This is a genomic window from Botrimarina sp. (assembly GCF_040219535.1).
Classification (GTDB): Bacteria; Planctomycetota; Planctomycetia; order Pirellulales; family Lacipirellulaceae; genus Botrimarina.
In genome coordinates, this window is sequence record NZ_JAVJSH010000018.1 from 1 (window position 1) to 25,315 (window position 25,315).

Annotated in this window: 21 protein-coding genes; 13 read left to right on the forward strand and 8 right to left on the reverse strand. The window is 69.5% G+C overall.

The genetic code is table 11. The features are described from left to right. Window positions 1-318 precede the first annotated feature (318 nt). Entirely contained in the window at window positions 319-1,083 is a 765-nt protein-coding gene (locus RIC11_RS09975) for a DUF480 domain-containing protein (protein ID WP_350210799.1), read from the forward strand. Window positions 1,084-1,130: 47 nt separating this feature from the next. Next, complete coding sequence (locus tag RIC11_RS09980) at window positions 1,131-2,189, forward strand: bile acid:sodium symporter (protein ID WP_350210800.1); 1,059 nt, start codon at window positions 1,131-1,133, stop codon at window positions 2,187-2,189. 25 nt (window positions 2,190-2,214) lie between these two features. Here the strand turns inward: RIC11_RS09980 and RIC11_RS09985 are convergent, their stop codons facing one another. Then, entirely contained in the window at window positions 2,215-4,956 is a 2,742-nt protein-coding gene (locus RIC11_RS09985; RefSeq protein ID WP_350210802.1) for a protein kinase domain-containing protein, read from the reverse strand. 162 nt (window positions 4,957-5,118) lie between these two features. Here RIC11_RS09985 and RIC11_RS09990 point away from each other — a divergent pair, with 162 nt between their 5' ends. From RIC11_RS09990 to RIC11_RS10000, 3 genes are all read left to right on the forward strand, one after another. Next, window positions 5,119-5,802, forward strand: coding sequence for a HEAT repeat domain-containing protein (locus RIC11_RS09990; protein WP_350210804.1), 684 nt, complete (start codon window positions 5,119-5,121; stop codon window positions 5,800-5,802). A 310-nt stretch (window positions 5,803-6,112) separates the two neighbouring features. After that, the gene (locus RIC11_RS09995; protein WP_350210806.1) at window positions 6,113-7,978 is read left to right on the forward strand and encodes a hypothetical protein; all 1,866 of its coding nucleotides are present in this window, start codon (window positions 6,113-6,115) and stop codon (window positions 7,976-7,978) included. Window positions 7,979-8,307: 329 nt separating this feature from the next. After that, the gene (locus RIC11_RS10000; protein WP_350210808.1) at window positions 8,308-9,417 is read left to right on the forward strand and encodes a DNA integrity scanning protein DisA nucleotide-binding domain protein; all 1,110 of its coding nucleotides are present in this window, start codon (window positions 8,308-8,310) and stop codon (window positions 9,415-9,417) included. A gap of 71 nt (window positions 9,418-9,488) precedes the next feature. Here RIC11_RS10000 and RIC11_RS10005 read toward each other — a convergent pair whose 3' ends face one another. Beyond that, the gene (locus RIC11_RS10005) at window positions 9,489-10,352 is read right to left on the reverse strand and encodes a phosphoribosylaminoimidazolesuccinocarboxamide synthase (protein WP_350210839.1); all 864 of its coding nucleotides are present in this window, start codon (window positions 10,350-10,352) and stop codon (window positions 9,489-9,491) included. Window positions 10,353-10,673: 321 nt separating this feature from the next. On the opposite strand from RIC11_RS10005, the gene RIC11_RS10010 reads away from it, so the two are divergent. Next, window positions 10,674-12,161: a hypothetical protein gene (locus RIC11_RS10010; protein ID WP_350210810.1), complete on the forward strand. Its 1,488-nt coding sequence runs from the start codon at window positions 10,674-10,676 to the stop codon at window positions 12,159-12,161. Window positions 12,162-12,168: 7 nt separating this feature from the next. On the opposite strand, the gene RIC11_RS10015 is transcribed toward RIC11_RS10010, so the two are convergent. Both RIC11_RS10015 and alaS read right to left on the reverse strand, forming a co-directional pair. Next, window positions 12,169-12,606: a hypothetical protein gene (locus RIC11_RS10015; RefSeq protein WP_350210812.1), complete on the reverse strand. Its 438-nt coding sequence runs from the start codon at window positions 12,604-12,606 to the stop codon at window positions 12,169-12,171. A 270-nt stretch (window positions 12,607-12,876) separates the two neighbouring features. Next, window positions 12,877-15,720, reverse strand: coding sequence for an alanine--tRNA ligase (gene alaS / locus RIC11_RS10020; RefSeq protein ID WP_350210814.1), 2,844 nt, complete (start codon window positions 15,718-15,720; stop codon window positions 12,877-12,879). Between the two features lie 287 nt (window positions 15,721-16,007). Between alaS and RIC11_RS10025 the strand changes: the two genes are divergently transcribed. Both RIC11_RS10025 and RIC11_RS10030 read left to right on the forward strand, forming a co-directional pair. Then, complete coding sequence (locus RIC11_RS10025) at window positions 16,008-16,859, forward strand: matrixin family metalloprotease (protein WP_350210815.1); 852 nt, start codon at window positions 16,008-16,010, stop codon at window positions 16,857-16,859. Between the two features lie 78 nt (window positions 16,860-16,937). Next, window positions 16,938-18,326, forward strand: coding sequence for a PhoPQ-activated pathogenicity-related family protein (locus tag RIC11_RS10030; protein ID WP_350210817.1), 1,389 nt, complete (start codon window positions 16,938-16,940; stop codon window positions 18,324-18,326). 143 nt (window positions 18,327-18,469) lie between these two features. Here RIC11_RS10030 and RIC11_RS10035 read toward each other — a convergent pair whose 3' ends face one another. Both RIC11_RS10035 and RIC11_RS10040 read right to left on the reverse strand, forming a co-directional pair. Then, entirely contained in the window at window positions 18,470-19,204 is a 735-nt protein-coding gene (locus tag RIC11_RS10035; RefSeq protein WP_350210819.1) for a hypothetical protein, read from the reverse strand. Between the two features lie 69 nt (window positions 19,205-19,273). Then, on the reverse strand, window positions 19,274-20,194 hold the full coding sequence (locus tag RIC11_RS10040) for a YybH family protein (RefSeq protein ID WP_350210821.1): 921 nt from the start codon (window positions 20,192-20,194) through the stop codon (window positions 19,274-19,276). 1,001 nt (window positions 20,195-21,195) lie between these two features. Here RIC11_RS10040 and RIC11_RS10045 point away from each other — a divergent pair. Continuing rightward, window positions 21,196-21,333 carry a hypothetical protein gene (locus tag RIC11_RS10045; RefSeq protein WP_350210823.1) on the forward strand — a complete coding sequence of 46 codons (138 nt, stop codon included), beginning with the start codon at window positions 21,196-21,198 and terminating at the stop codon, window positions 21,331-21,333. 243 nt (window positions 21,334-21,576) lie between these two features. Further along, window positions 21,577-22,128: a DUF7453 family protein gene (locus tag RIC11_RS10050; RefSeq protein ID WP_350210825.1), complete on the forward strand. Its 552-nt coding sequence runs from the start codon at window positions 21,577-21,579 to the stop codon at window positions 22,126-22,128. Here RIC11_RS10050 and RIC11_RS10055 read toward each other — a convergent pair. Both RIC11_RS10055 and RIC11_RS10060 read right to left on the reverse strand, forming a co-directional pair. Continuing rightward, window positions 22,118-22,618 (reverse strand): transposase, encoded by a 501-nt coding sequence (locus RIC11_RS10055; protein WP_350210827.1) that lies wholly within the window; start codon window positions 22,616-22,618, stop codon window positions 22,118-22,120. The two genes, RIC11_RS10050 and RIC11_RS10055, sit on opposite strands and share 11 nt — an antisense overlap. Then, the gene (locus tag RIC11_RS10060) at window positions 22,603-23,133 is read right to left on the reverse strand and encodes an IS630 family transposase (RefSeq protein ID WP_350210829.1); all 531 of its coding nucleotides are present in this window, start codon (window positions 23,131-23,133) and stop codon (window positions 22,603-22,605) included. The genes RIC11_RS10055 and RIC11_RS10060 overlap by 16 nt, the downstream gene beginning before the upstream one ends. 75 nt (window positions 23,134-23,208) lie before the next feature. Here RIC11_RS10060 and RIC11_RS10065 point away from each other — a divergent pair, with 75 nt between their 5' ends. The 3 genes from RIC11_RS10065 (at window position 23,209) to RIC11_RS10075 (ending at window position 25,305) form a co-directional block, all read left to right on the forward strand. Then, on the forward strand, window positions 23,209-23,940 hold the full coding sequence (locus tag RIC11_RS10065) for a restriction endonuclease subunit S (protein WP_350210831.1): 732 nt from the start codon (window positions 23,209-23,211) through the stop codon (window positions 23,938-23,940). A 3-nt stretch (window positions 23,941-23,943) separates the two neighbouring features. Continuing rightward, window positions 23,944-25,059: a DUF8606 domain-containing protein gene (locus tag RIC11_RS10070; RefSeq protein WP_350210833.1), complete on the forward strand. Its 1,116-nt coding sequence runs from the start codon at window positions 23,944-23,946 to the stop codon at window positions 25,057-25,059. Window positions 25,060-25,170: 111 nt separating this feature from the next. Beyond that, complete coding sequence (locus RIC11_RS10075; protein ID WP_350210835.1) at window positions 25,171-25,305, forward strand: hypothetical protein; 135 nt, start codon at window positions 25,171-25,173, stop codon at window positions 25,303-25,305. Window positions 25,306-25,315 lie beyond the last annotated feature (10 nt).

The following is a 25,315-nucleotide window of genomic DNA, read 5'->3' on the forward strand; positions in this document are numbered from 1 at the left end:
CCGCACGCCAACGTCGTCATCCGCCCCGAGGTCCGCTACGACTGGACCCCGTCGGACGCCGCCGCCGCGAACGTCGGCTTCGCCGACCAAGAGGACTACAACAACTGGGCCTTCGGCATGGACTGTGTGATCACCTACTGATCACGCAGGCTGATACCCGAGACCGCAAGCTTGACCGCGGGCCGCTCGCAAGAGCGGCCCGCGGTTTTTTCGTGCGCTCTTGTCGCCACGCCGCGGCGCCGAGGGCTCGCGTACCGCCCGCCGGCTGCGCTACGATGGGGGACGCCGAACCCCACAACTCCCCCGACCGATCGACCGATGCCCGACGCCGCACGAGAACCGCTCGAAGCCCCCCAGCGACGCGTGCTCGGCGTGCTCGTCGAGAAGGCCAAGACCACGCCCGACGCGTACCCGCTGTCGCTCAACGCGTTGCGGACCGGGTGCAACCAGAAGAGCAACCGCTTCCCGCAGATGGACCTCGACGAGGAGCAGCTGGAGCGCGCGATCGACTCGCTCCGCAGCAAGGGCGCGCTGACGGTGGTGCAGGGGGACTCGCGGGTCGAGCGGTACCGCCACCGCATGTACGAGTGGCTCGGCGTGGAGAAGGCCGAGCTCGCCGTGGTAGCCGAGCTGCTGCTGCGGGGCGCCCAGACCGTCGGCGACCTCCGCGGCCGCGCCGCGCGGATGGAGCCGATCCCCGGCGTGAGCGAGCTGCGGCCGATCCTCGACGCGCTCGTCGGGAAGGGGCTGATCGAGTACCTGACGCCGCCCGGCCGTGGCGCGATCGTTTCCCACTGCTTCTACTCGCAGAGCGAGCGGGACCGCGTCCGCCGCGACCTCGGCGTCGCCGACGCCGGCGACGACCCCGGCAGCCGACCGGCCTCGGCCTACGGCCACGCGCCGACGGGCGCGGCCGCCGACGCGAGCAGCGCGGCCCCCAAAGAGGCCACCCCTTCGGAGCCGGCGCCGATGGCGGCCTCGGACTTCGCCGCGCAGCTCGCCGACTTGCGGAGCGAGTTCTCCGAGGAGATCCGCGAGCTCTGGGACGAGGTCGAGCGGCTCAAGAGCCGCGTAGAAGGTTGAGCCGGATCGCCCTCGCCGCCGACGCGGGCGGCGATTAGCCTGCCACGATGCCCCCCGACAGCCCGCCGCCCCGATCGCCCGACCCAGCGGCGCCCCTGGCCCACTGGGTGCGCCGCCGATTGGTGTGGTTGCTCGTGGCCACGTACGTGGCCGCCGCGGTGGCGCCGGGGCCCGGAGTCTGGCTGCGCGGGCTCGCCCCCGAAGCCGAGGGGCCCGCCCCCATCCGCTTCTCGCTGGTGCTCGTCGGCGTGCTGCTGTTCTGCGGCGCCGCGTCGGTCGACCTCGGCAAGCTCCGCGAGCTCGCCCAGCGCCCCCTCGGATTGTTGCTGGCGCTGGCGGGGGCTTGGTTGCCGCCGGTGGTCGTCGTGGCGGCCTGGGGCTGGCTCGCGCCGTTGTGGCTCGACCCGTCGGCCGCGGCCGCGTTGGTCGTGGGGCTGGCGCTCGCCGGCGCGATGCCGGTAGCGAACTCCGCCGTCGCCTGGACGCACCAGTCCGGCGGCGCGCTCGCTTGGGCTTTGGGGCTGGTGGTGCTCTCGATTTGTCTCTGCCCCTGGGCCACGCCGGTGCTCTTGTGGGCGATGGGTTTCGCGCTGAACGAAGCGATGGCCGCGCGGGCCGACGAACTCGTCTCGCGGTTCACCGGGATCGTGTTTGTGGTTTGGGTGCTCGGGCCGACGCTCGTCGGCTTCGCCACGCGCCGGGCGCTCGGCGGGGAGCGGCTCGACGCCGCGCGGCACGTGTTGGCGCTGGTGTCGGCCGCGGCGCTGTTGTTGCTCAATTACGTCAACGCGGCGGTCTCCCTGCCGCGCGTGCTCGCGGAGCCCGACTGGCCGCTGCTGGCGACCGCGGTGGCGGCCGCGCTGTCGCTCCCGATCGCGTGCGCTACGCCCGCCGCGCGGCTCGCGACCTGGGCCGGCCTGGCCCGCGCGGGCCGCATCGCCTGGGTCTATTCGCTCGGCATGAAGAACACGGGCCTGGCGCTCGGGCTGATCGGCGCCACGATGGGCGACCAGCCGGTCGCCGTTTTGGCGATCCTCGCGGTCACCCTCATGCAACACGGCGTGGCCGGGGCCGCTCACGCTCTGTTCGCTCGGCGGCCGGCCTAGCACGCGAGCGGCGAGTCGCCACGCGTCAGGGCTTGGGCTCCTGAGCGACCACGACCCACGAGTGCCGCTGGTCGGGCGAGAGGCTGCTGGGCGTCACCCACATGACCGCGCCGATCATCGGCTCGCCGTCACGCCGCTCGAACACGTCGTCGTAGGTGGGCAACACGGCGCCGTTGCGGCCCCCGCGCGTCTGGCGGATCGATTCGACGAGCCCGTCCGAGAGCCGGGCCGGGCCCCCCCTCGTGAAGCGGCCGAGGTTGCGGTGGTGCAGGACCAAGCCGCGGAAGGTCTCGCCGCGGAGGCGGTTCTCGCCCACGTCGACCAGCAAGATCTCGACCGGCCCGGCGTCGTCGTCTGTCTTGCGGAACTCGTCGAAGTTGCCCAGCTCGACCGACATCGCCAGCACGCCGAGGACCTCCTTCCCTTCGGTGATCGGCGCCGAGAACGCCAGCTTCAGGTCGCTCGTCGTGTCGCTCTGATACACGGCCGACTGGTGCGGCTCGGAGATCGGGTCGGGCGCCGGCGAGGGGTTCTCCGGGAGGTCGGCGCCCAGGCCGTGGAAGTAATCGCGGTGGGCGTAGTTCTGGCCGATCGAGTCGGACCAAGGGTCGCGTGCGAGCTGCTCCCCCCGAGGGTCGGTCACGAACCAACTGCTCGAGTCGAGGTTGAGCGACTCGTCGTTGAATCCGCGGTTCTCGCTGAGCCACGCCTGCAAGGCGGACCGGTCGCCCTCCTCGATCGCCTGTTTGACGGCGCGGCGCAGTTCGGGCCGCGAGGCCAGTTTGGCGAGCGTGCCGACGCGCTTGTCGATCGCGTCGGCCACGTCGGTGGCCGCGAAGCGGGCCGTCCTCAGCAGCGACTCTTGGTGCTGTTCCAGCCGCGCGCGATTCGCGTAGCTGAGCGCGAAGACCGCCGCGCACGCGGCGAGCGTCGTCGCGGCGACCAACAGCCAGGGGCTGCGGCGCACCGCCGCTTCGGCCGTCGATGAGACCAGCGTGCGGGGCCGGCGGGTGTCGGCCTCGCCGCGGGGCGCGGGGCGGGTCTCGTCGCCGTCGGCGCGGCCCGCCGAGGACTCGCCCCGTTGCAGCCGCCGCACCCGCTCCGCCAGCCGGTGGCCGGCCGCCAGCGGCGCCAACGCGTCGGCCACCTGGCCGGGCGTCTGCGGGCGGTCTTGGGGGCGCTTCGCCATCATCGATTCGATCAGGCGCACGAGCTCCCGCGGCGCGCCGGTCGGCGGACGCAGCGGCGGCGGCGTCGCGGTCGCGTGCGCGCGTTCGGGCTTCAGGTCCGACCGGGCGAAGGGCGGCTCGCCCATCAGCAGGTGGTAGAGCGTGCAGCCCAGGCTGTACACGTCGGCGCGGATGTCGACGCTCGTCGTGCGCCACTGCTCGGGCGACATGTAATGCCCGGTGCCCATGCCGCCGCGATCCAGCCGCGTGAGCCGCTCGTCGTCGCCGCGGACCAGCAGCGCCAGGCCGAGGTCCATCAGCTTCACGACCGGCAGCTTCGCGCCGGCGCTGCGGGCGGCGAGGTCGCCGGCCGCGGCGCCGGCGCCGCCCGGCGTGACCGCCAGGTGCGGGTTGCTCACCAGGGTGATCATCAGGTTGGAGGGCTTCACGTCGCGGTGGACGAGGCCTTGCTCGTACAGGTGCTCGAGCCCCAACGCCGCTTGGCGCGCGATCTCACACGCGTCGGCGACCGGCAACGCCCCCTCCGATTCGAGCATCCGGTCGACGCCGACCCCGTCGACGAACTCCATCACCAGGTAGTGCTCGTCGTCCTCGGGGGAGGACGAGTCGATCGCGACCACCAGGTTCGGGTGCTCGAGCGCACCGGTCGCGCGGATCTCTTGGTAGAACCGCTCGACGACCGTGTCGCCGCCGGCTTCGACCAGGTCGGGACGGATGATCTTCACCGCGCGGGGCCGTTCGAACTGCGCGTGCCGCGCCTTGTAAACGTTGCCCATGCCGCCGTGACCGAGCAGCTCCGCCAGCTCGTAGTTGCCGACCCGCCGCGGCCGCACCGCCGTGGCCGACGAGGTCCCGCCCGCGGCGGCGCTCGAGCCGGCCGCGTACTCGGTGAGCGCCATCGTCCTCGGGAGCACACTCCACTGCCGCGCGGGCGAGTCCGACGCACGCCGCCGTGGGGGCGTCGCTTGGCGGCCCCCGTCGAGCAGCTCGTACAGCTCCGCCCCGCCGATGCCACGCAGCTCGATCCGCCCGTGGGGGTGCAGGCGAACGCCGTCGAGGGCGCCGTCTTCGATGAGCGAAGCGGTCGTCCGCGAGACCAAGACCTGCCCGCCCTGCGCGTGGTCCGCCAGCCGGGCGGCGTAGTCCACTGCGCGGCCGATGAAGTTGTCCGGGTCGGCCGGGTCGGGCTGCGGCGTGCCCGCGTGCATGCCGATCCGCACCTGCGCGACGGCGCCGCCGTCGGCGAAGATCGGGTCCTCCACGTGGGACCGGACCACCCTCAGCGCCCACAGCGCCGCGCGGGCGGTGTCTGGGAAGACCAGGAAGTGCCCGTCGCCGGCGGTCGACACGACCCGGCCATCCGCGTCGGCGAGGCCGGCCTCGATCCGCTGGCGGTGGGGGGTGAGCACACGCTCCACGTAGGCCGCGTCGCGGGTGGCCGCGTCCGCGCCGGGCATCCTTTGCTTCAGCGTGACCGAGCCCACCAGGTCGGTGAAGACAAACGTGGTGAGCTGGGCCATGAGCGTGAGTGAGGGCGAGCACGCGGAGAGGTCGGGCGCGTCGGCGTCCTCGGGCATCTTAGGCTATTGGCCCCCGGAAGGGGCGGCCGGCCTGCCGGCGCCGCGGGCGTGGCGGCGTTAACTGCTGCGAAAGCTCTCTTGGCTTCCGACCGGCCCCCCTGATACGGTCCGCCCCGTTTGCCGGCACGTCCCCCCCCTACACCGCAGGCGCCTCCCGAGATGCGTTATCAGGTCGCATTGCTCGCCGCCCTGGCTGTTCTGAGCAGCGGTTGCCAGTCCGATCCCCGGCTGGCGCGGCTCAACCCGTTCTTCAGGCCAGATCGCACGTCGTTTGCGACGCCGGCGGAGCGCGCCGCCAACGTGCGCGAAATCGCGGACAAGTCGACCGGCCAAGACACGCCCGAGCAACGCGAGCTCGTCGAGCAACTCGTCGAGACGCTCGCTTCGGAGAACGATCCATTGATCCGCCAAGCGGCTCTCGAATCGGCCGCCGCCTTCCGCACGCCGCTTTCGGAGAAGGCGTTGATCGCGGCCCTCAAAGACAACGACCCCCACGTCCGACGCACCGGTTGCCGCTTGCTGGGCGACCGCGGCGCGGCCGACGCGGTCGACGCGTTGGCCGCGGTCGCCCAGTCGGATGATTCGTTCGACGTGCGTGTGGCGGCCGCACGCTCCCTGGGTCGCGTCGGTGCTCCGAAGGAGCGCCTGCTGCCCCTGCTGCAAGACCCCAACCCGGCGATGCAACTGGCGGGCGTCGAAGCGATGCGTCGCACGACCGGCCGGGACCTGGGGGGCGACGTGTCGGCCTATGTGGCGCTCGCCCAAGGCGCCGAACCGCCGGCCGACGCGGAGGACCGCACGTCGGTCGCGAATCGCCTGCCGGATTGGATACCGTTCTTCTGAACGCTTCTGCGTGCTGCGCCAGCGGTGACGGCTGCGTCGCTCAACTGCGACCGGGCGGGCGGGATACCGAATAGCTGTCGCGGCCCGTCGGCCCTTCCCGATACCCCTTGCTGACGCGGTTGTAGGTCCTCACGCCGGTTAGGCGGTCGGCGTGCGCCCGGGGATCGGCGTTGGGGTTGAAGCGGCGAGGGTCGCTCGCTGTGAGAACGAAGGGGAAGGCCAGCGAATGCTTTGCAGCTCGAGCGATCTTGGTAGGCGCCTTGGGGGGCGGCGGCGTGTGGCGCCCTGGCTCCTCGCTTTCGTGCTAGCAATGCCGGCATGGTCGGGCGAACGCTACGAGTCCATCCTCTCTGGCCCGCCGCAGCCGTTGACCGAGATCCTGCCGAAGCGGGCGCTGGAATCGATCGAGCCGCCGACCGAGCCGGTGCGCGTGGCCACGCGTGCCGGGCTGCCTTGGCGGCCGGCACTCCAGACGCCGGCCGCGAAGCCCGCCGCCGAAGCAGACGCCCCGCCGCGCCAAGCCGCCCCGCAAGCGGCGACCGATCGGGCAGACGCACCACGGCTCGTCGCGCCCGGCCGCCCCGCACGATCGGGCAGAGCGGGGGACCAGGACGCGGGGGTCCTGCTGTCGACGCCTGCCGTGACGGCATCGCCCGCGCAGCGGACGCCGGACCCGTCGGTGCTGCCGCTGCAAGCGCCGCGGGTGTCGGCAGACGCCCAGGCGCCGGAGGGCGGCTCGGCGGCCGACACTCGGGCGCCCGAGATCCAGGAGCCCGAGATCCAGGAGCCCGAGATCCCGGAGGAAGAGGACCGCGACACGCGCTTCTCCTCCTCCCCGGCGGCCGACGCCGATCCCGTCACCGAACCCTCGGAAGAACCGGCCCGGGTGGCGCCGCCGAAGTCGGCGCGGTCGATCGCGTCGGCCGAAGCCGAGGAGGCCCCCTCCGACGCGGTGGCCCCTCGCCAGCAGGCAGAATCTGCTGCGACAAAGCGCCCCCGCGTCGAGGCCGCGCCGAAGACCGCCGCCGAACCGGCGTCGCCACCGCCGCCACTGAGCCGCAGCATGGTGAGTCTGCGGGCGCGCCTCCGCACGGTGCTTTCTTACTACTACTCACGGCCGCTCAACACCGCACAGAACGACCCGTGGGAGTTGATGCACGCGATGCTCGCTTACGAGCTGCACAGCCGCGTGCGCGACGGCGGCCCTCAGGGACCCTACCTGACCGCGGTCGGCCACCTCTGCTTCAACCGCCCCTCGGCGGGCAAGCGGATGATGGTCGTGCGTGACGACGGCACGCTCGACGTGGAGGTCGGCGTGAGCCTGCAGGGGCACCGCGGACAGTTCTTGGCGATGCTGGCCCAGTGCAACGTGAGCCCGGACTACCCGATCCGCGTCGACGGCCGCGAGTTCACGATCCACGACCTCATCGAGGCCGAGCAACGCACCTGCTACCCGGGCACGGAGCTCACCTTCAAGCTCATCGGCCTGGGGCACTACCTCGACTCCGACGCCCGCTGGACCAACGACCGCGGCGAGGCGTGGGACATCCCGCGGCTGATCGCCGAGGAGCGGGGCCAGCCGATCCGCGGCGCCGCTTGCGGCGGCACCCACCGCTTGGCCGGGCTCAGCCTGGCCTACCGCCGCCGCGAGGCGCGCGGCGAGAAGGTCGACGGCGAGTACGCCGAGGCCCAGAAATTCGTCGCTCAGTACGAGGCCTACGCGTTCCGGCTGCAGAACGACGACGGCTCGCTCAGCACCTCGTGGTTCCGCGGCCCGGGCGACGAAGACGACATCGATCGGCGACTCCGCACCACGGGCCACACCCTCGAGTGGCTGGTCTACTCGCTGAGCGACGACGAGCTGCGCTCCTACCGCTCGGTGCGGGCGGTGAACTACCTGACCAACCTGCTGGCGGGCCATGCCGACCACGAGTGGCACCTGGGTTCGATCGCCCACGCGCTGCACGCGCTGGTGCTGTACGACAAGCGCGTCTTCCGCCCGCACGACACCGACGCGTCGGGCCAAGTCGCCGCGGCCGTCGATCCGACCGGTCGGCTCTACCGCGAGTACCCGATCTACCGCGGCGTGATGCGGAACAGCCCGCCGGAGCCCTCGGGCTTGTTCGGCATCTTCGGAGGGTCGCGCACCGGCAGCGCAGCGAGCCGGCGCAGGTAGCTGGCCGGGGGAAGGTTGGGAGCGGGCGGCGGAAAGCGGCCCGTGGGAACCTGGGCCTCGCGGCCTCAGCCCGAGGAGTCGTCGGCCAGACCACCTCCGCAGCTCTCCGCAACCGCCCAACGCGCTGGGGAGGCCGTCCAGCGGGGCGCCCCGGCGGCTTGGATTGATCGCTTGCGGGGCGATCGGTTAAGCTAGGGAACGGGCCGCCGCGATTCGCTTTTTCCGGCGGTGGGCGGCCCTGCTGCGCCTTCTTTTTGCCGGTGCGCTCAGCCAGCGCCGGTTTGTCTCGTGAGTGGCGTGGCGACTCCGCGATCGACAACGCAACCGGTATGGCCTCTCCACGCGGCGCGCAGCCCCGCCGATTCACCGCCCAGCTGGAGGGCTTCTGCGCCGCGGCCGTAGCGATCGCCGATCAGCACTCGGCCGACGCCGTGTTGTTCCTCGCCGAGCGGCCTGTCGACTGGGGCCGCTTGCAGCAAGCGGTCGGCTCGCGGCAGCTGCTCGTCGCGGCCGATTCGGAAGACCAACTGGCCGGCGCGCACGACGAGGAGGGCGATGTCTCGCTCGAGACCATCCTCCTTGGCATGAACGACGCGCCGGTCTACGAGCGGCTGACCCAGGCGCTGCTCGAGGCGGTCGCCGAGGAGCACCTCGAAGCGGGCTCCACGGTCGTGACGCTTCACAGCAGCTTCGACCCGGGCGTGATCGACTCGATCAGCCTGATCCGGCTCGACGAGCACCTCGGCCGGCTCACCGTCCGCGACCTGCGGCAGATCGATTCGAAGGTCCCCACCGAGACCCTCAAGCTGGTGATCGATCTGGCGGTCGACATCGGCCGAGAGGGGCGCGAGGGCAAGCCGGTCGGCACGCTGCTGGTGGTAGGCGACCACCGCCGCACGCTCGAGTACTGCAAGCCGATGGGCTTCGACCCGGTCAAGGGCTACACGGCCGCCGAGCGGAGCCTGGCCGACAGCAAGGTCCGCGAGGGGGTCAAGGAGATCGCCCAGATGGACGGGGCGTTCATCATCTCGTCGACCGGCACGGTGATGGCCTCGGCGCAACACATCTCGGCGCCCCCGTCGACGGAGATCTCGCTCTCCAAGGGGCTCGGCGCGCGTCACTGGGCCGCCGCCCAGATCAGCCACGCGACCGACGCGATCGGCATCGCGATCAGCAGCTCCAGCGGCACCGTCCGCGTGTTCCAGCGGGGCGAGGTCGTGCTGCGTATCGAGCCGATGCGACGCGCCATGACGTGGCGCGAGTTCGAGGCCGAGCACGACGGCGACAAGGAGAAACCGAAAGAGAAGCCCCCCAAGCCCCCCCGCGCGGCCAAGAAGGCCAAAGAGAAGACCTCCCGGCCGAAGACCTCCAAGCCCGACGCGGCCCAGGCCGACTCGTCCAACTCGGACGCCAAGCCCTCGTCGGACGGCTCGGCCTGAGATGGGGCGCTAGGACTTGCCGACTGCGCGACAGAACTAGCGCCTAGCGCCTCACAACTAGCGCCTCACAACTAGCGCCACGCGAAACGCTCTCCCGTGAGCCGCTCGTAGGCCTCGATGTACTTGTCGCGGGTGTGCGCGACCACCTCGGTCGGCAGCGGCGGGGGCGGGCTCTGCCGGTCCCAGCTCGAAGCGAGCAACCAGTCGCGCACGTACTGCTTGTCGAACGAGGGCTGCGGGCTCCCCGGCGAGTAACTGTCGGCCGGCCAAAAGCGGCTGCTGTCGGGGGTGAGCACCTCGTCGATGAGCAAGAGCCGGCCGTCGTCGGCGTGGCCGAACTCGAACTTCGTGTCGGCAATCAGCAGCCCCCGCGACGCCGCGTGCTCGGCCCCGGCGCGGTAGATGCGCAGCGTCAGGTCCCGCAGTTCCGCGGCCAGCTCGCGGCCGAGGTCGGCCTCCATGCGCCCGAAGGGCACGTTCTCGTCGTGCTCGCCCTCGTCGGCTTTCGTGGCGGGCGTGAAGATCGGCTCGGGCAGGCGGTCGCTCTCGCGTAGCCCGCCGGGCAGGTCCACGCCGCACACCCGCCCGCTCGCTTGGTACTCGTTCCAGCCCGAACCGGCCAAGTAACCCCGCGCGACGCACTCGAACGGCGCGACCCGCGCCTTGCGGCAGAGCATCGACCGCCCCTCGAGCCGCGCGCGGTCGGCGCCGCTGGGCAGGGGCATCTGGTGGACGTCGCAGGTGATCAGGTGGTGCTCGACGCCCAGCTCGCTGCCCAGGCGCTCGAACCAGAAGCGGCTAAGCTGCGTAAGGACGCGGCCCTTATCCGGCACCGTGGCGTCGAGGACCCAGTCGAAGGCGCTGATCCGGTCGCTGGCGACAAGCAGCAGGTGCTCGCCCAGGTCGTAAACGTCGCGTACCTTGCCGCGGCGCATCGGTGCGAAGGGCGCCTCGGCTGGCTTTTCGGGGGCGGGCACGGCTCAGCTAGCGGGGTAGTCGGTTCAGCCGCCCGGCGGGGGCCCTCCGTGCGGGCCGGTTGTTGCCGCGAGAGCGGGCTACTAACGTACTGTGTCGACAGCACTTGCGGAAACCGGCTGGCCTGCCGCCGGGCGGGGCTTATCGCTCAGCAGGGGCTTATCGCTAAGCAGGGGCTGACGTGAGGGTGGTTCGTCCGCGGGTTGGCCGCCGTCCGATGGTCGGGTGGCTGTTTCCGTTTCGTTGTCGGGATTGCTCGCGGGTCGCTTTACATGGGCTTGATGCGGTTCGTCGCCGATGACCCTAACCTCCTGAGCGAAGAGCGGCTCGCCCGCGCGTACGTGTCGGGGATGGACGAGAGCCCGACCTTCGGCCGCACGCTCCGCAGCGGCGACCAGGTCGTTGTCGAGCGTGTCGAAGACAGCTCGGGCTGCTTCCATATCCCCTGGCCGATCGCCGGCGCGGGGGACTGGTTGTTGGGCACTTCGTCGTTGGTGGAGCGTGAGAGGCCTTACCGCCTCGAGGTCGAGCTGGCCCGCGGCTTGTTGTTCCGCGTCCGCGACCAGCTCGCCGGGTGGGAGCAGCTTGGGTTGCGGCTGTCCGACCCGGTCCGCGACGGCGTGCGCGAAGCGACGCGTTTGTTCTCGCGCGCGGCGACCACACAAGCGACCGATCCCAGCGCCGCCTCGCGCCTGGCGAACGAGGCGATCGCCCGGGCGGCCGACACGGCGTGCCTGCTGGCCGATCTGTACGCGGAGCAAGCCCTCGACATCCGCATGGCGGGAGGGAAGAAACTGACCACGCTGCTCGGGGTGCGGCTGGGCCCCAAGGCGCCGCGCGGGCCGACGGCGAAACGCATCGCCGAGACGTTCAACCTGGCGGCCGTGTCGTGCGGCTGGGGCCTCTGCGAGCCGATCGAAGGGACGCGCGAGTGGGAGCCCGTCGACAAGCCGCTCGACTGGGCGCGGTCGGCCGGCCTCCGGGTGTGCGCGGGGCCGCTGCTGGAATTCGACGAGCGGCTGATGCCCGATTGGTCGTACCTGTGGGAGGGCGACCTCGAGACGCTGACCTCGCTGATGCTGGGCCACGTGCGCGCGGCCGTGCAGCGCTACCGGGGCAGGGTGCAGCTCTGGCACGTGGCGTCGAAGATCAACCGCGAGCGGGTCCTGTCGCTCACCGACGAGCAGCGGCTGAACGTCACCGCGGCCGCCGTGCGGGCGGTGCGCCAGCTCGACCCGAACACGCCGGTCGTGGTCGGGGTCGACCAGCCGTGGGGCGAGTACCGCGCGAAGCGCCCGGCGGAACTCTCGCCGCTCGACTACGCCGACGCGCTGGAGCGGGCCGACCTGGGCGTGGCCGGTTTCGACCTGCAGCTCGACATCGGCTACCGCCCCGACGGATCGGAGCTGCGCAACCCGCTCGCCCTGAGCCGTCTGGTCGACCTGTGGAACCTGCGGCTCGAGTCGCCGTTGATGCTGTCGCTCGCGTTCCCCGCGTCGGCCGAAGAAGACCCGCAGGCGGACCCGCGGTTGTCGGTCGTCGCCGCCGGCGACAAGCCCGACCTGCTCACGCCGGAGCGGCAGGCCGAGTGGGCGAGCCGGCGGTTGCCGATGCTGCTCGCGAAGAACGCGGTGCAGGTCGCGCTGTGGTCGGAGCTGACCGATCACGGCGCCCACCGGTTGCCCAACGCGGGCCTGTGGGACGCACGCAAGCAGGAGCGGCCGATCGTCGGCAAGCTGAACGAGCTGCGCAAGCGGCTGCTCGCCTGACGCGGCTCTAGCGGGGCCGACGCGGTGGGTGCGTCTCGACGACGGTCTCCTCGGCGTCCTTCCCGCCCCACACCGCGCTGTACGAGCTGGCGTGGCTCCGCAAGCGAGAGCACCCCGCCTGCCCGAGCACGGCGGCGGCCACTTCGGGTCGCAACCCGCACAGCCGGAGCACGCCGCCCCGCTCGTCGAGCCACGCGTTGAGCAGGCGTAGCTCGCTGGCCAAACGGGCCGGGTCGGCCTCGCCCTCGCCGTCGGCGAACTCGACGACCATCCGGTAAGTGAACTGCGAGGCCGCGATCTGACGCAGCCGCTCCGCGAGCCCGAGCGCCCGCGACGGGGACTCGACCGTCACGAACAGCCAGTTTGGCCCCCGCGCCGTGACCTGGCAGCGGCCGCTGAGCTCCAGCGGCGCGGCGGAGTCTCTCCGATCAACTAGGTGGGTCATCGTTCGCTCTCCTCGAGACAAGCCGCCCGGCGGCGCAGGCGTGGGGCGGCCGAAGCCCGGCGTCGCGTGGGCCCCGGTTGGGCCGACACGATCCGCGGGCGTTCCAGTAGCCGGCCCGTGCGCCACGGGCCGGATCGGCGGCGCGCCGAAACCGGTGGGAGAGCAGTCGCGATGGTGAGAAGCACGCCCGGCTGGGCGAGGTCCGCCTGACAGTCTCCAACCTAGCGCAGCGCGGCGCCTGGTTTCAATGGCAAACCGTGCGGCGAAGTGTCACGCGCGGAGCATCGCGGCGAGGGTCTCTCTGGCGACGGCCAGCGCGTCGGGCAGCTTGCTCGGCTGCTTGCCGCCGGCCTGCGCCATGTCGGGCCGCCCGCCGCCGCCGCCGCCGACCGCTTCGGCGACCGGGCCGATCCACTTGCCGGCGCTCACGCCGCGGTCCTGCAGGTCCTTCGTGATGCCCGCGATGAGGACCACTTTGTCGTCGCCCTCGGAGCTGGCGAGCAGCACGGCGGCGGGCTGGGTCTTCTGACGCACCGCGTCGATCAGCTGCCGCATGAGCGGCGGAGCGACGCCGGGCGTCTGGGCGATGAGGACCGTGACGCCGTCGACGGTCTCGGCCTTTGCTAGCAACGCGTCGGCGTCGAGCGGCCCGGCCGCGTCGCGTTGCTTGACCTGGGCCTCGAGCTTCTCGATCTCGGCCATCAACGCCGCGCAGCGCTCGGCCACGCCCGCCGGCGCGACCGACAGCAGGCGCGCGGCCTCGGCGAGCGCGGCGCGCTTCGCGGCGTAGGTCGCCAGGTCGCCGCCGCGGACTTTCACGCCCGGCGCGGCGCCGGCGTCGCCGCCGGCGAGCTTCTTCTTCAGCGCCCTCTGCCGCGCGAGCAGCCGGCCGACCGCCTCGACGACGGTCCCCTCGGCCACGCCGAGCGTGCGGGCCGCGTCGGCCAGGGCGGCCTCGACCTCGCGGCGGTTGGCCAGGGCCTTCTCGCCGGTCAGCGCGGTGATCCGCCGCGTGCCGGCCGACACGCCCTCCTCGCTGAGCACCTCGAACGCGCGGACCTCGGCCGGCGCCGACAGGTGGGTGCCGCCGCACAGCTCGCGGCTGAAGGAGCCGTCGGCCAGCGGCCCCATCGAGACCATCCGGACCGGGTCGGGGTACTTCTCGCCGAACAGCATCATCGCGCCCTGCTTGCGGGCGTCGGCCAGCGGCAGGGTTTCCGACTTGACGGCGCCGCCGGCCACGGCCACGCAGGCCTCCACGTCATGTTCGATCGCTTCGAGCTGATCCGGCTCGACGGCCGACAGGTTGGTGAAGTCGAACCGCAGCCAGTCGGCGTCGACCTTCGAGCCCTGCTGCTGAGCGTGGGAGCCGAGCTCCTTCTGCAGCGCCCAGTGCAGCAGGTGCGTGGCGGAGTGCGCGCGGCGGATCGCGTCGCGGCGATCGGCGTCGACGACCGCCCTGATCTTCGCCCCCTCGCGCAGCACGCCCCGGGCGAGGTGGCCGGCGTGGACGAGCAGGTGGCCGTCCTTCTGCGTGTCCGTCACGTGGAACTCGAACCCGTCGCCGACCAGCCGGCCGGTGTCGCCGACCTGGCCGCCCGACTCCCCGTAGAACGGCGTGCGGTCGAGCACCACGCGGACCGGGTTCTCGTGCCCGATCTCCTCCATGGTGTCACAGAGCCGGTCGTCCGGGGCCACGCCGGCCACGATGCCGACGACCGTGGCCTCGGCCTCGGTCGTGTCGTAGCCGAGGAACTGCGTGCCGTGGATCGCTTGCTTCAGCGAGTCGATCGGCCCCTTCGCGCCCATCACGGTGTGCGTGAGCTTGCCGGAGGCCTCGCCGTGGGCCTCCATGGCCTGCTTGTAACCTTCCCAGTCGAAGGCCAGGTTGTGCTCGGCCGCGAGCGACTCGAACAGCTCGGGCGGCACGCCGAAGGTCTGGTAGAGCTCGGCCGCCACCGCGCCGTCGACGGCCGTGCGGTTGTCGCGGCGCATCTCGTCGAACACGCGCTCGATGCGGTTGAGGCCGCCGTCGATGGTCGAGAAGAAGTTGGCCTCCTCCTTCTCGATCACGCCCGCCACACGCTGGGTGGTCTCCGCCAGGTCGGGGTAGGGGCCCCCCATCAGCTCGACAACCTTCGGCACGAGCTTGAACAAGAACGGATCGCGCACGCCGATCTGGTGGCCGTCGAGCACCGCGCGGCGCAGCAGCCGCTTCACGACGTACTTCTCCTTGTTCGGGCCCGGGTACACGTTCTCGTGCACCGAGAACGCGCAGGCGCGCACGTGGTCTGCGATCCGCCGCAGCCGGCGGCCGTCTTCGCTCTTGTACTCGTAGCGGACGCCGCACACTTCGGCCGCCGCCTCGACGAGCGGCAGCAGGTTGTCGATGTGGTAGTTGGTCGGCACGCCCTGCAGCACCGCGGCGGTGCGCTCCAGGCCCATGCCCGTGTCGATGTTCTTGCTCGGCAGGGGCTGCAGGTTGTCCGGCGGGTCGCCCACGCGGTTGAACTGCGTGAACACCAGGTTCCAGATCTCCAGCGGCTCGGCGAAGCCCCCCTCGGCGAGCGGCGCGGTGTAGTAGATCTCGCTGCACGGGCCGCACACGCCGTCCGGGCCCTGGCTGGGGGCGCTGGCGGGCCAGAAGTTCTCGGCCTCACCCTCGTAAGCGATCCGCGACGTCGGCAGGCCGATCTCCTCGTTCCAGATCCGCGCGGCCTCCCGGTCGTCCTCGTACACGGTCACCGAAAGCTGCGCCGCCGGCAGGCCGAGCCACCGCTCGTCGGTGAGGAACTCCCACGCCCAGTGGATCGCGTCGCGCTTGAAGTAGTCGCCGAAGCTGAAGTTGCCCAGCATCTCGAAGAACGTGTGGTGCCGCGGCGTGCGGCCCACGTTGTCGATGTCGCCGGTCCGAAGGCACTTCTGGCACGTGGTCGCACGCGTGTAATCCAGCTTCACCTTGCCGAGGAAGTGGTCCTTGAACTGGTTCATCCCGGCCGGCGTGAACAGCACCGACGGGTCCCAGGTCGGCACCAGCACGTCCGAAGCGACGCGGGTGTGGCCCTTGGTCTCGAAAAAGGCGAGGTACTTCTCGCGGAGCTCGTCGGTCTTCATAGGTAGCAGGCAGAGGGCATCAGGCAGGCGGCACGCCACGGGGACGCTGGGGTGGATGGTAGCGAATCTGCGGGCCGCTCGGCAGGTGCGTCGAATTCTTGCTCCCCGCCCAAGCCCGAGCGACAATGGGGCCGGTCCCGAGAGAACCCCCCCGCGGCGGTCACCGCTCACATGACGCCCGACGACTTCATCCCGCTCTTTCGGGCGCAGCCCTTCGTTCCGTTCACCGTGCGCCTCAACAGCGGCGAGTTGTACGACGTGCGACAACCACCGAGCAGGACCCGCCTGTGACCAGCCACTACGCAAGCCTCTGGCGCCTGTCGGTCGTCCTCGTGCTCGCCCTCCTAACGGCCGGGTCGGCCCGGGCCTGCGTGCTCTGTGAGGCGCTGGGGTGCGCTTCGTGCGCCGTGGCCGCTTCGGACGGGCCGGGCTACGTGCTGCAGGGGGGCCAGTGGCCGCAGCCCGGCGGCGACGGCTCGCCGGTCACGATCACCTACAGCTACAACAACTTCCTCGACGGCGGCCTCCGCGACCCGGACGGCGTCAGCGTGCCGGCCGACTTCCTCCGCTCCGTCACCGAAGAGGCCTTCGGCCTGTGGGCCGCGGTCGCGCCGCTGCACTTCGTCGAGGTGGCCGACGTCGGCACCCAGGTCTTCACGACCAACTCGTTCGCGTACCGCGACTACCCAGACGACAGCTTCGGCCAGATCCGGATGAACCACCGCTTCATCAACGGGACCGACGCTCAGAACGGCATGCCGGCCGCCAAGGCGATCGCCTACTTCCCCTCGAACGGCCGCCACATCGGCGGCGACATCCACTTCGACAACGGCGACCCGTGGGCCATCGTCGGCACGCCGAGCGAGCCGGACGTGCTGGGCATCATGACCCACGAGATCGGCCACACGCTCGGCTTGGGGCACAGCGACCTGCCCGAGTCGACGATGTTCCCCGCCGCCCCCCGCCGCAGCGGCCTGGGGACCGGCATGCTCCACCCGGCCGACATCGCCGGCGTGAGGGCCATCTACGGCGCCGGCGTGGGGAGCGTCACCCCGCTGCTGGCCGTGCCCGAGCCGTCCACCTGGCTGATCGCCGCGATAGCGATAGGGTGCTTGTCGGCGTGCCGACGCGGCGGGTAGCCTCGGGCCCGGCCGGGCGCTGAGGTTCGTCTTCCGGCCCATCGACCCACAGGCCCGTCGCACCAAGGAAGCCTTCTGATGCTCGCTCGCCCCCTGGCCATGGCGCTCGTAGGAATCGGAGTCGCTGTGGCGGAAGCCAAGCCCCGCGCGGCCGACGCCCTCACCGCGCTCGACGAGTACGTCGCCGCGCCGGACGACTCCTTCGCTTGGGAGGTCGTCGAGCGGGTCGAGAGCGACACCCACACGACGCTCGTCGTCGACCTCACCTCCCAGACCTGGCGCTCGCCCGAGGAGGTCAGCCGCACCGAGTGGAAGCACTGGCTGACGATCGTCGTGCCGAAGGGGGCGACCGCCGACACCGCGCTGCTGTTCATCGGCGGCGGCCGCAACGGCGAGGCCGCGCCGGAGAAGGCGGACGACCGGTTTGTCAAAACCGCCCTGGCGACCCAGACGGTCGTCGCCGAGCTGCCGACCGTGCCCAACCAGCCGCTCCGCGTGCTGGCGAGCGACGCGCCCCGCCGCGACCGCTACGAGGACGACCTGCTGGCCGCTACGTGGGTCCGCTTCATGGAGACCGGCGACCCCGCGTGGCTCGCGCAGCTGCCGATGGCCAAGTCGGCCGGCGCCGCGATGACGGCCGTGCAACAGTGCCTGGCCGAAGAAGCCGACGCGCCGCGGATCGAGCGCTTCACGGTGGCCGGCGCGTCGAAGCGGGGCTGGACCACGTGGCTCGCGGCGATCACCGACGACCGCGTGGCCGCGATCGCGCCGATCGTGATCGACGTGCTGAACATCGAGCCCTCGATGCGGCACCACAAGGCCGTGTACGGCTTCTGGTCGGAGGCCCTGGGCGACTACGAGCGGCAGGGCCTCGCCGATTCGCTCGGCTCGCCCAAGTCGGCCGCGATCCGCCGGGTCGTCGACCCGTACGCGTACCGCGATCGCCTGACGCTCCCCAAGTGCCTGATCAACGCGGCCGGCGACGAGTTCTTCCTGCCCGACTCGTCGCGGTTCTACTTCGCCGACCTGCCGGGCGAGAAGCACCTCAGCTACACGCCCAACGCCGGCCACAGCCTGAAGGGCTCCAACGCGCTGGACACGCTGGTCGCGTTCCACGCGTCGGTCGCCCACGGCCTAGAGCGGCCCAAGGTGACCTGGCAGTCGGACTACGACGCCCCCGTCCACACGGTCCGCTGCACGGCCCGGCCGGTCACGGCGACCCTCTGGCGAGCGGTGAACCCCGACGCGCGCGACTTCCGCAACGCGGCCGTCGGCCAGGCCTACGAGCCCACGCCGCTACAGCCCGAGGCCGACGGCTCGTACCGCATCCCGATCGAGGCCCCGCCCGAGGGCTACTCGGCCACGTTCGCCCGCTTCGCGTTCGACATCGGCGCGCCGGCGCCGTTCCGCGTGTCGACGCCGGTCTGGATCGCGCCGGACGTCGAGCCGTTCGCCGAAGGGGACTGAGTCACCGCGGGGAACGCGGGGGCCGCGGAGCGGTGAGCGCCGGCGAGACGCCCGTTGGCAAAAGCCAGTCGCGACAGCGCGCCACAAGCGAAGCCCCTGCGAGGGTGGCGTACGCCGTAGAGAGGACGTTCTCGACCCGCCGCTCAAAACCCGCGGAGGCTTCGCAAGATCTCGTACCGCGCCACCATTTCACTCGTCACTAACGGACGAGGCATGTAGGGGCTTCTCGGCGCCTGTCGCGGACGCTCTTGTAATTGTTGTTGCTGCGTGCTGGCGGCAAGCGATCTGGCCTGCCGGATGTTCTCTTGCTGCTGCGCCTGAGACTGCCGCTGCTGAGCGGCCGCGGCGTTCCGCTGCGCTTGCGCCTGATTGAACTTCTGTTGCGCGGCCGCCCGCTCGGCGCGGCGTTGCTGGAGTTGGTCCAACTCATCGCGCAGCTGGCTAACGGTCAGGTCGAACACGTCCGGCACGTCGCCAGACCGAAAAACACGCTCCCTCCGTGCCTGCTGCGTGAGGACTCCTAAATACGAGCGGGCGCTCCTCGCGGACTCGCTCATTAGGACATCCAGCCGTTCGGAGGTGTCGGCCATGAAGTCCTGCAGCTCGGCGGCCGTCAGAGTCGCTACTCGCTCTTGAAGGGAGTCCTTCATTTGTGCGACTTCGGGTTCCGTGTAGACCTTCTGCACCGAGAGCCATTCATCGAACGAGCGCATGAGCCGGCGCCAAGAATCGCTTTGGAGGATCCGCTGTCGGGCCGCGGCTTCGTCTTCCGTCGGCAGGCCGGCTTCCTTTGCGGCTTCGGGGGGCGCACAGGGTGAGCTGGGCGTCGAAAGGATCGCCAGCGCGATTGCTAATCCAAACAGGTAATTCAGCTTCATCGGGTAATGCTCATGAGTTTGGCTGGACGGCGGGCCGGACGCTTTCACCTACGGGGCGCCGGGGCGACTTCATCCGCCCGTGGCCGAAAGGCGCCGAAACTCGACTGCTGAATCGGGAGATTCCTGGTCGCCGATCGCTGCGTGAGTTGACATCAAAACGCACCGGTCTTCACCTTCGCGAACCCAGTACTTGACCGCCGAGAGCACGCGTCCGTCGGGCAACGCCCCAGAGGTCTTCACGATCCACCGATCGCCCCCGGCGTTGTGCCACCGGCCTTCGACGACGCTCCCGTCGGAATGGAAGACCCACGAGCGAATGACCCGCGATACCGGGTCCCAACCGATCCGCTGCGTGGCTTCCATTACCTGTTTGCCATCCTGCTCAACAGTGAACCGCCGCAGGATAAACGCTCGGTGATCGTCCCAATCGCCGCGACACACGATGCGAGTGTTCTCCGCCTCGCCCAGCCACACCCCGGTCATCCAATCGAGCTCTTCAAGGGGCGAGCCGGGTTGGTCAGACCCACTGATGAATTCGCGCAGGCTGTCGAGGAGCCAGCCGCTCTGGGCCTTCTTCCAGACCGCGACGTACCGGCGTGAGGCGTCGCCGTCCGCGTGTGGATCGACCCAGGCGCCCTCCTCGATCGTCACGTCGGGCGTGACGTGGCGGATGGCCGAGTCGTAGTCGAAGGCTTCCGGCGCCGTGGGCTTCGCCGCCCCGGAGTCACCGAACTGCTGTTCAATCAGTTCACGGGCATTGAAGCTGCGTCCCGTCGTGTCCGTGTACGTTCCGTCGGCGGTCCAGAGCGAGGTCAGCGATTCCGCGTCACCCCGCTGCAGCGCCTCGACGTAGGCCTTGCCGGCCTGGCGGACGGCCTCTTCTTGGGTCGCGTTCGCGCCCAGCCGATCGTCGGCAGGTGCAGTGGCGGAACCCGCTAGCGTCACAGCGACGGCGAGTGCAGCGGTTGTCAGGCCCCGGTAACGAAGCATCCGAACCTCCAAAACCAACGTTGTGTACTCAATGAGAATCGCGAAGCGAAAACTCAGCGAAAGGCCGCCCGGCAGAGACGCCTAGAACTTCCTCGACAACGCGCGGGGGTGGTTTTGGCGCGGGGGTAGTCTTGGGGTGCGGTGAAAAGGCACTAGTACACTAGCACAAAGCGGTTCAAGGGAATACGCGATCAGGGAAGAAAGGGCGCAGCTACTACCGACGCGTCGGCCCGGATACCGCTCCAAGCGGAGCCCCTCCCGGCGTGAACGTCCGGCGATTCCGTTTGGTCTTCCGCACCGACGAAGCGTGCGGGACAGCGCACCCAAGTGTGCGGGCGCGGTCAATCGGGACCAATAACGGCGGCTTCCGCTCACCTCGGCAAGTCGGTTTGACCGATCGGGCGCGTGGCGGAGGCCACAGCGAGCCGGTATCGCGTCGCCGTTGCAATCGCCGGCGGACGCACGACACGCTCACGCCGCAGCCGCTTCGCCCGCTCCATGCTCTTCCCCCGGCCGTCCGCCCCGGCCACCCGCCGGGGGGTTAGTTCACCGCGGAGATCGCAGAGGCCGCGGAGCAGTGACGGGGGGAGCAGTAAAGGGGATCGAACGCTTACAAAAGAGACCGGCGTCGGTCCGCTACTGACAGAGTCCGCCGAGGCGAGCGGCGCCGCTGCGCGACACACGGATCGGACTACTCTTCCACCTTTCGCATTTCGATCCGCCAGCGCTTCGTCTTCTTGCCGTCGGCGACCGCGGTGGCAAGTCGGTAGGATGGGTGCTCGCACCCATCTTCCCGGCCGTCCGCCCCGTCGCCGTGACGAACTACCGCCGAGCACGAATCGCCGGAGGCACGTACGTCTTCACGGTCGTTACGCACGGACGTCGAAGGGTTCTCGTGGATCCACCGGCGCGTGTGGCGCTGCGACAAGCCTTTAGTGAGGTCCGCGCGCGACGCCCCTTTTCGGTTGACGCGATCGTGCTGCTGAGGGATCACTTGCCGGGTGAAGCAGGGCCTGGTCGATCGTGTGCGGGATTGGCCGTGGTCGTCGTTCCACCGGCACGTCCGCTTCGGCGAGTACGACGCCGATTGGGGTTCGGCCGCCGAGTGGCGGGGCGACGAGTGGGACCGGATGAAGTAGGCAACGGGCCCGCCGATCGACGCCGGGATGATGGGTGCGAGCACCCATCCTACGGACTTCGTGATCCGCAAGGCCAAACGGCCAGTTATACTGCGACTTACTTTGCCGTAGGTTCCAATTGCTTAGAAAGCCTTCACTTCGACATAGCCTAGCCGCATCGACTGCATGCTGGCGCGGCGCCGTGCGGCTGATACAACTTGGGCGAAACCCAACAGGACCATTCAGATTAACCAAAGTGAGCCGATGCGTCAAGATTCTAGGCTGGTGCGAACTTCGCTTCGCGCGATTATCAGTTTCCAGCGACATACGCCACTTAATAGAAGGTACGGAATTTCCGTCGCGATAACCTTGATATCGGCCAATCTTTCAGCCTCCGTGCTTGCTGAGACGGCTCTGATTCGACGCGTGGCAATGACCGGTGATATAGCCCCCGCCACCAGCAGCGAATTGTTCACGGAGTTCGGCACACCCATCATCAACGACAGCGGCCAACTTTCCTTCGTGGGACGACTGTCGGGCCCCAGCTCTCATGGCGATGGGATTTGGTCCTATCTGAACGGTGATCTACAACTGCTTGCGCGCAAAGGCGACGCCGCACCCGACTCAGATGGACGAATACATGCGGGATTCTCGGGAGCTCGTGTCAATATTCTCGCGTCGGGCGACACCGTGTTCACCGGATTTACAACCGCACCGGACACGACCACGACGGGTGACTACCTCCGCGTCATCTGGTTATCATCCGCCGGTGGGTTATTGCCCCTCGCGCCGCCAACGAGCTCCTTTACAGTCTGAGTTGAGCGGTCTTGAAGAAGGAGAGTTTGAGGCGGTGGTCGCGTGCCTGATCGTTGAGCGATTCGTGAACCGCGTCGTTGAGTTGCTCGACGTCGTCGGGGACGTAGTTCGCCAGGTCGGCGTACTTGGCGTGGCTCCACATCGCTTCGACCGGGTTGAGCTCCGGCGCGTAGGCGGGCAGGTGCTCGAACTCGATGCGCTTCCAGCCGAGCTCCGCGATCCGTCTCTCGGCCGAGCGGTGAACGCTCCAGCGGTCCCACACGACGATCAGCGGTCGGCGGACCTTCTTCCGCAGTCGACGGAGGAACTCGACCGCGTCGTCGGCCTTCACGTTCCTCCGCTGCACGTCGAAGCAGCAGCCCACACGCGTCCGAGTCGGCGAGAGGACGACCGCCCCGATCACGCTGAGCCGATCGCGACGGTCCCACGAATGCTGCACCGGCGTGCAGCCCGCGGGCGCCCAGGTCCGCCGGTTCACCGGCTGGAGCATGAAGCCTGTTTCATCGAGGAAGACGATGCTGGCGCCGCGTCGGCGGGCTTTTTTTTAATCCGCGGCCAGTCCTCGCGTCGCCAACGCTCGACCGCCTCGGGGTCTTGCTCGCGGGCGACGGTGCGCGGCTTCTGCGGCGTGAAGCCCAGCTCGCGGAGCAACCGCGCGACATGGCCCGCGTGGTACTCCACACCGAACCGGTCGCGGATCAACTCGACCACCCGGGCGCAGGTCCACAGGTCGGTCGGGAAGCCCGCCTCTCGCGGGCCCTGGACGATCAGCTCGACCAGCTCGTCCCGCTGCTCGTCGGAGAGCTTGCGTTTGCCGCCGGGGTGCGGCTTGGCGGCGAGCGCGTCTTCGCCCCCTTCCCGCCAGGCGCGCCGCCAGCGTTTCACGCTGCTGCGATCGACACCGAAACGTTCGGCCACCGTGCGGACGGACTCCCCTGCTTGGAAGCACGCCGCAGCGCGACGGCGTCGGTCTTCCAGCCCCGCCGCACTGCCTTTGGGTCTCATGCACCTTGCTACGGTGCTAGCGACGCCGAGGGTTCGTTCGTCGCGCGAGGGTCAATAAGAAAATCCATCCTCACCATGGCCGTGCAGGGCCGGTTGAGTGAAGGGATCGACGCTAATGGTTTGTCATCTGAAGATCATAAGGAGAACAAAAACCCCGAAGGTGCGAAACGTGGTCCTTTCTTCATTCCTTTAACGTGGAAGTGGCAACAAATTGGTAAGCTCGCGCAGCTTATTAATGGCGACAGAAGCAAGAACTATCCAAACAGGAGTGAATACGTCTCCGATGGAGTCCCTTGGATCAACACCGGGCATATAGAACCGGATGGAACACTATCGCTTACTTCAATGAACTACATCAGTGAAGAGAAGTTTGAATCGCTTAGAAGTGGAAAAGTTAAGCCTAATGATATTCTTTATTGCTTACGCGGTGCCACGCTTGGTAAGACTGCGATCGTAACGCAGTTTGATCGCGGGGCGGTTGCATCATCGCTGGTGATCATACGTTTCGAAGAGCATGTCGATCCAAGATTTGCTTACTGCGTTTTGACAAGCCCACTTGGGCGATCACAAATCTTTGAGTATGACAATGGTTCAGCTCAACCCAATCTCTCTGCCAATAGTGTCAAGAAATATTGGTTCCCCCTTCCCCCCCTCGCCGAGCAGCGTCGGATTGTCGCGAAGGTGGACGAGCTGATGGCCCTGGTCGATCGGCTCGACGAACACCAGCGCCAAGCCCACGACCTGGGAGGGCGCCTCCTCACCGCCGCCATCGCCGAACTGACTCAGCCGCGGGCAGAGGCCGCCTAGCCGATGCCGATCCAGCACGCCCTCTGGACCGTCGGCGACAAGCCGGCGCCGGTCGCCGCGAGCACGCTCCTCAGCGAGCAGCAGCTCGAGGAAATGATCGTCGCGTCGCCCGAGATCCTCTCGAGCGAGTGGATGCTGATCGGGCAGCAAGAGCAAACCGGCATGGGGGGTCGGATCGACCTGCTCGCGATCGCCCCCGACGCGTCGCTCGTGCTCATCGAGCTGAAGCGCGACAAGACGCCCCGCGAGATCGTCGCCCAGGCGATCGACTACGCGGCGTGGGTCGAGAAGCTCTCGGCCGACGAGATCAGCCAGATCTACCAGAGGTTCTCCGGCGGCGGCAGCCTCACCGCCGCGTTCCGCGAGCGGTTCGGCCAGGCCCTCGACGTCGAAGCGCTCAACGAGTCGCACCAGATCGTCGTCGTCGCGGCCGAGCTCGACCACGCCAGCGAGCGGATCATCGGCTACCTCAACGCCCGCGACATCGCGATCAACGTGCTGTTCTTTCAGGTCTTCGAGCTAGGCGGAGAGAAGCTGCTCAGCAGGGCGTGGCTCATCGACCCGGCCGAGACCCAAGCGAACGTCACCGCCACCACGGCGGCCAAGCGGGGCGACAAAAAAGAGCCGTGGAACGGCGAGTACTACGCCTCGTTCGGGGCCGACCGCCCGTGGGACGACGCCCGCCGATACGGCTTCATTAGCGCCGGCGGCGGCTCTTGGTACACTCGGACGCTCAACCTGCTCAGCCCCGGCGATCGGGTCTGGGTGAACGTCCCTAAGGTCGGCTACGTCGGCGTCGGGCGGGTTCTCGAGGGCGTCGTCCCCGTCCGTGACTTCCAGATCCCCACGCCAGAAGGCGACCGGCCCGCCCTCGAGGTCCTCAGCAACGCCCAGACGCTTCGCCGGGACACTGACGACGAGGAGCGGGCCGAGCACTTTGTCCGCGTCCAGTGGCTCGACACGGTCCCGATCGAGCAGGCGTTCAACGAGATCGGCCTCTTCGGCAACCAGAATACGGTCTGCCAGCCGACCTCCCCGAAGTGGCGGCACACGGTCGACCGACTGAAGAGCGCGTTCCCGAACTGGGATGGACCGGCAGGCGGGTCTTCGAACGCGTAGGCGAGGCAGATGCAAGCGTAGAGGAGCGTCGCGTTCTTGGAGGCTTGGGGCGGCTTGCGCGGCTCGCCGCTGAGCATCCGCGGCGGCCCGTGCCGCTGCCGGATCGCCACGATGCACGCTCGCTCCCGATGGCCGCAAGAGCTTGCCGACCCAGGAACGACTCACCCCGAACAGCTCCGCCTGCTCACACAGGCTGCCCGCGCCACGGTTGTGGGCTTCCACTACCCGCTCACGCAGGTCGTCTGAGTAGGCCTCC

Coding starts and splice junctions, on each gene's coding strand:
- RIC11_RS09975 (WP_350210799.1), top strand. CDS start 319: ATGCCCGACGCCGCACGAGAACCGCTCGAAGCCCCCCAGCGACGCGTG.
- RIC11_RS09980 (WP_350210800.1), top strand. CDS start 1,131: ATGCCCCCCGACAGCCCGCCGCCCCGATCGCCCGACCCAGCGGCGCCC.
- RIC11_RS09985 (WP_350210802.1), bottom strand. CDS start 4,956: ATGCCCGAGGACGCCGACGCGCCCGACCTCTCCGCGTGCTCGCCCTCA.
- RIC11_RS09990 (WP_350210804.1), top strand. CDS start 5,119: ATGCGTTATCAGGTCGCATTGCTCGCCGCCCTGGCTGTTCTGAGCAGC.
- RIC11_RS09995 (WP_350210806.1), top strand. CDS start 6,113: ATGCCGGCATGGTCGGGCGAACGCTACGAGTCCATCCTCTCTGGCCCG.
- RIC11_RS10000 (WP_350210808.1), top strand. CDS start 8,308: ATGGCCTCTCCACGCGGCGCGCAGCCCCGCCGATTCACCGCCCAGCTG.
- RIC11_RS10005 (WP_350210839.1), bottom strand. CDS start 10,352: ATGCGCCGCGGCAAGGTACGCGACGTTTACGACCTGGGCGAGCACCTG.
- RIC11_RS10010 (WP_350210810.1), top strand. CDS start 10,674: ATGCGGTTCGTCGCCGATGACCCTAACCTCCTGAGCGAAGAGCGGCTC.
- RIC11_RS10015 (WP_350210812.1), bottom strand. CDS start 12,606: ATGACCCACCTAGTTGATCGGAGAGACTCCGCCGCGCCGCTGGAGCTC.
- alaS (WP_350210814.1), bottom strand. CDS start 15,720: ATGAAGACCGACGAGCTCCGCGAGAAGTACCTCGCCTTTTTCGAGACC.
- RIC11_RS10030 (WP_350210817.1), top strand. CDS start 16,938: ATGCTCGCTCGCCCCCTGGCCATGGCGCTCGTAGGAATCGGAGTCGCT.
- RIC11_RS10035 (WP_350210819.1), bottom strand. CDS start 19,204: ATGAAGCTGAATTACCTGTTTGGATTAGCAATCGCGCTGGCGATCCTT.
- RIC11_RS10040 (WP_350210821.1), bottom strand. CDS start 20,194: ATGCTTCGTTACCGGGGCCTGACAACCGCTGCACTCGCCGTCGCTGTG.
- RIC11_RS10050 (WP_350210825.1), top strand. CDS start 21,577: ATGCGTCAAGATTCTAGGCTGGTGCGAACTTCGCTTCGCGCGATTATC.
- RIC11_RS10055 (WP_350210827.1), bottom strand. CDS start 22,618: ATGCTCCAGCCGGTGAACCGGCGGACCTGGGCGCCCGCGGGCTGCACG.
- RIC11_RS10060 (WP_350210829.1), bottom strand. CDS start 23,133: ATGAGACCCAAAGGCAGTGCGGCGGGGCTGGAAGACCGACGCCGTCGC.
- RIC11_RS10065 (WP_350210831.1), top strand. CDS start 23,209: ATGGCCGTGCAGGGCCGGTTGAGTGAAGGGATCGACGCTAATGGTTTG.
- RIC11_RS10070 (WP_350210833.1), top strand. CDS start 23,944: ATGCCGATCCAGCACGCCCTCTGGACCGTCGGCGACAAGCCGGCGCCG.
- RIC11_RS10075 (WP_350210835.1), top strand. CDS start 25,171: ATGCACGCTCGCTCCCGATGGCCGCAAGAGCTTGCCGACCCAGGAACG.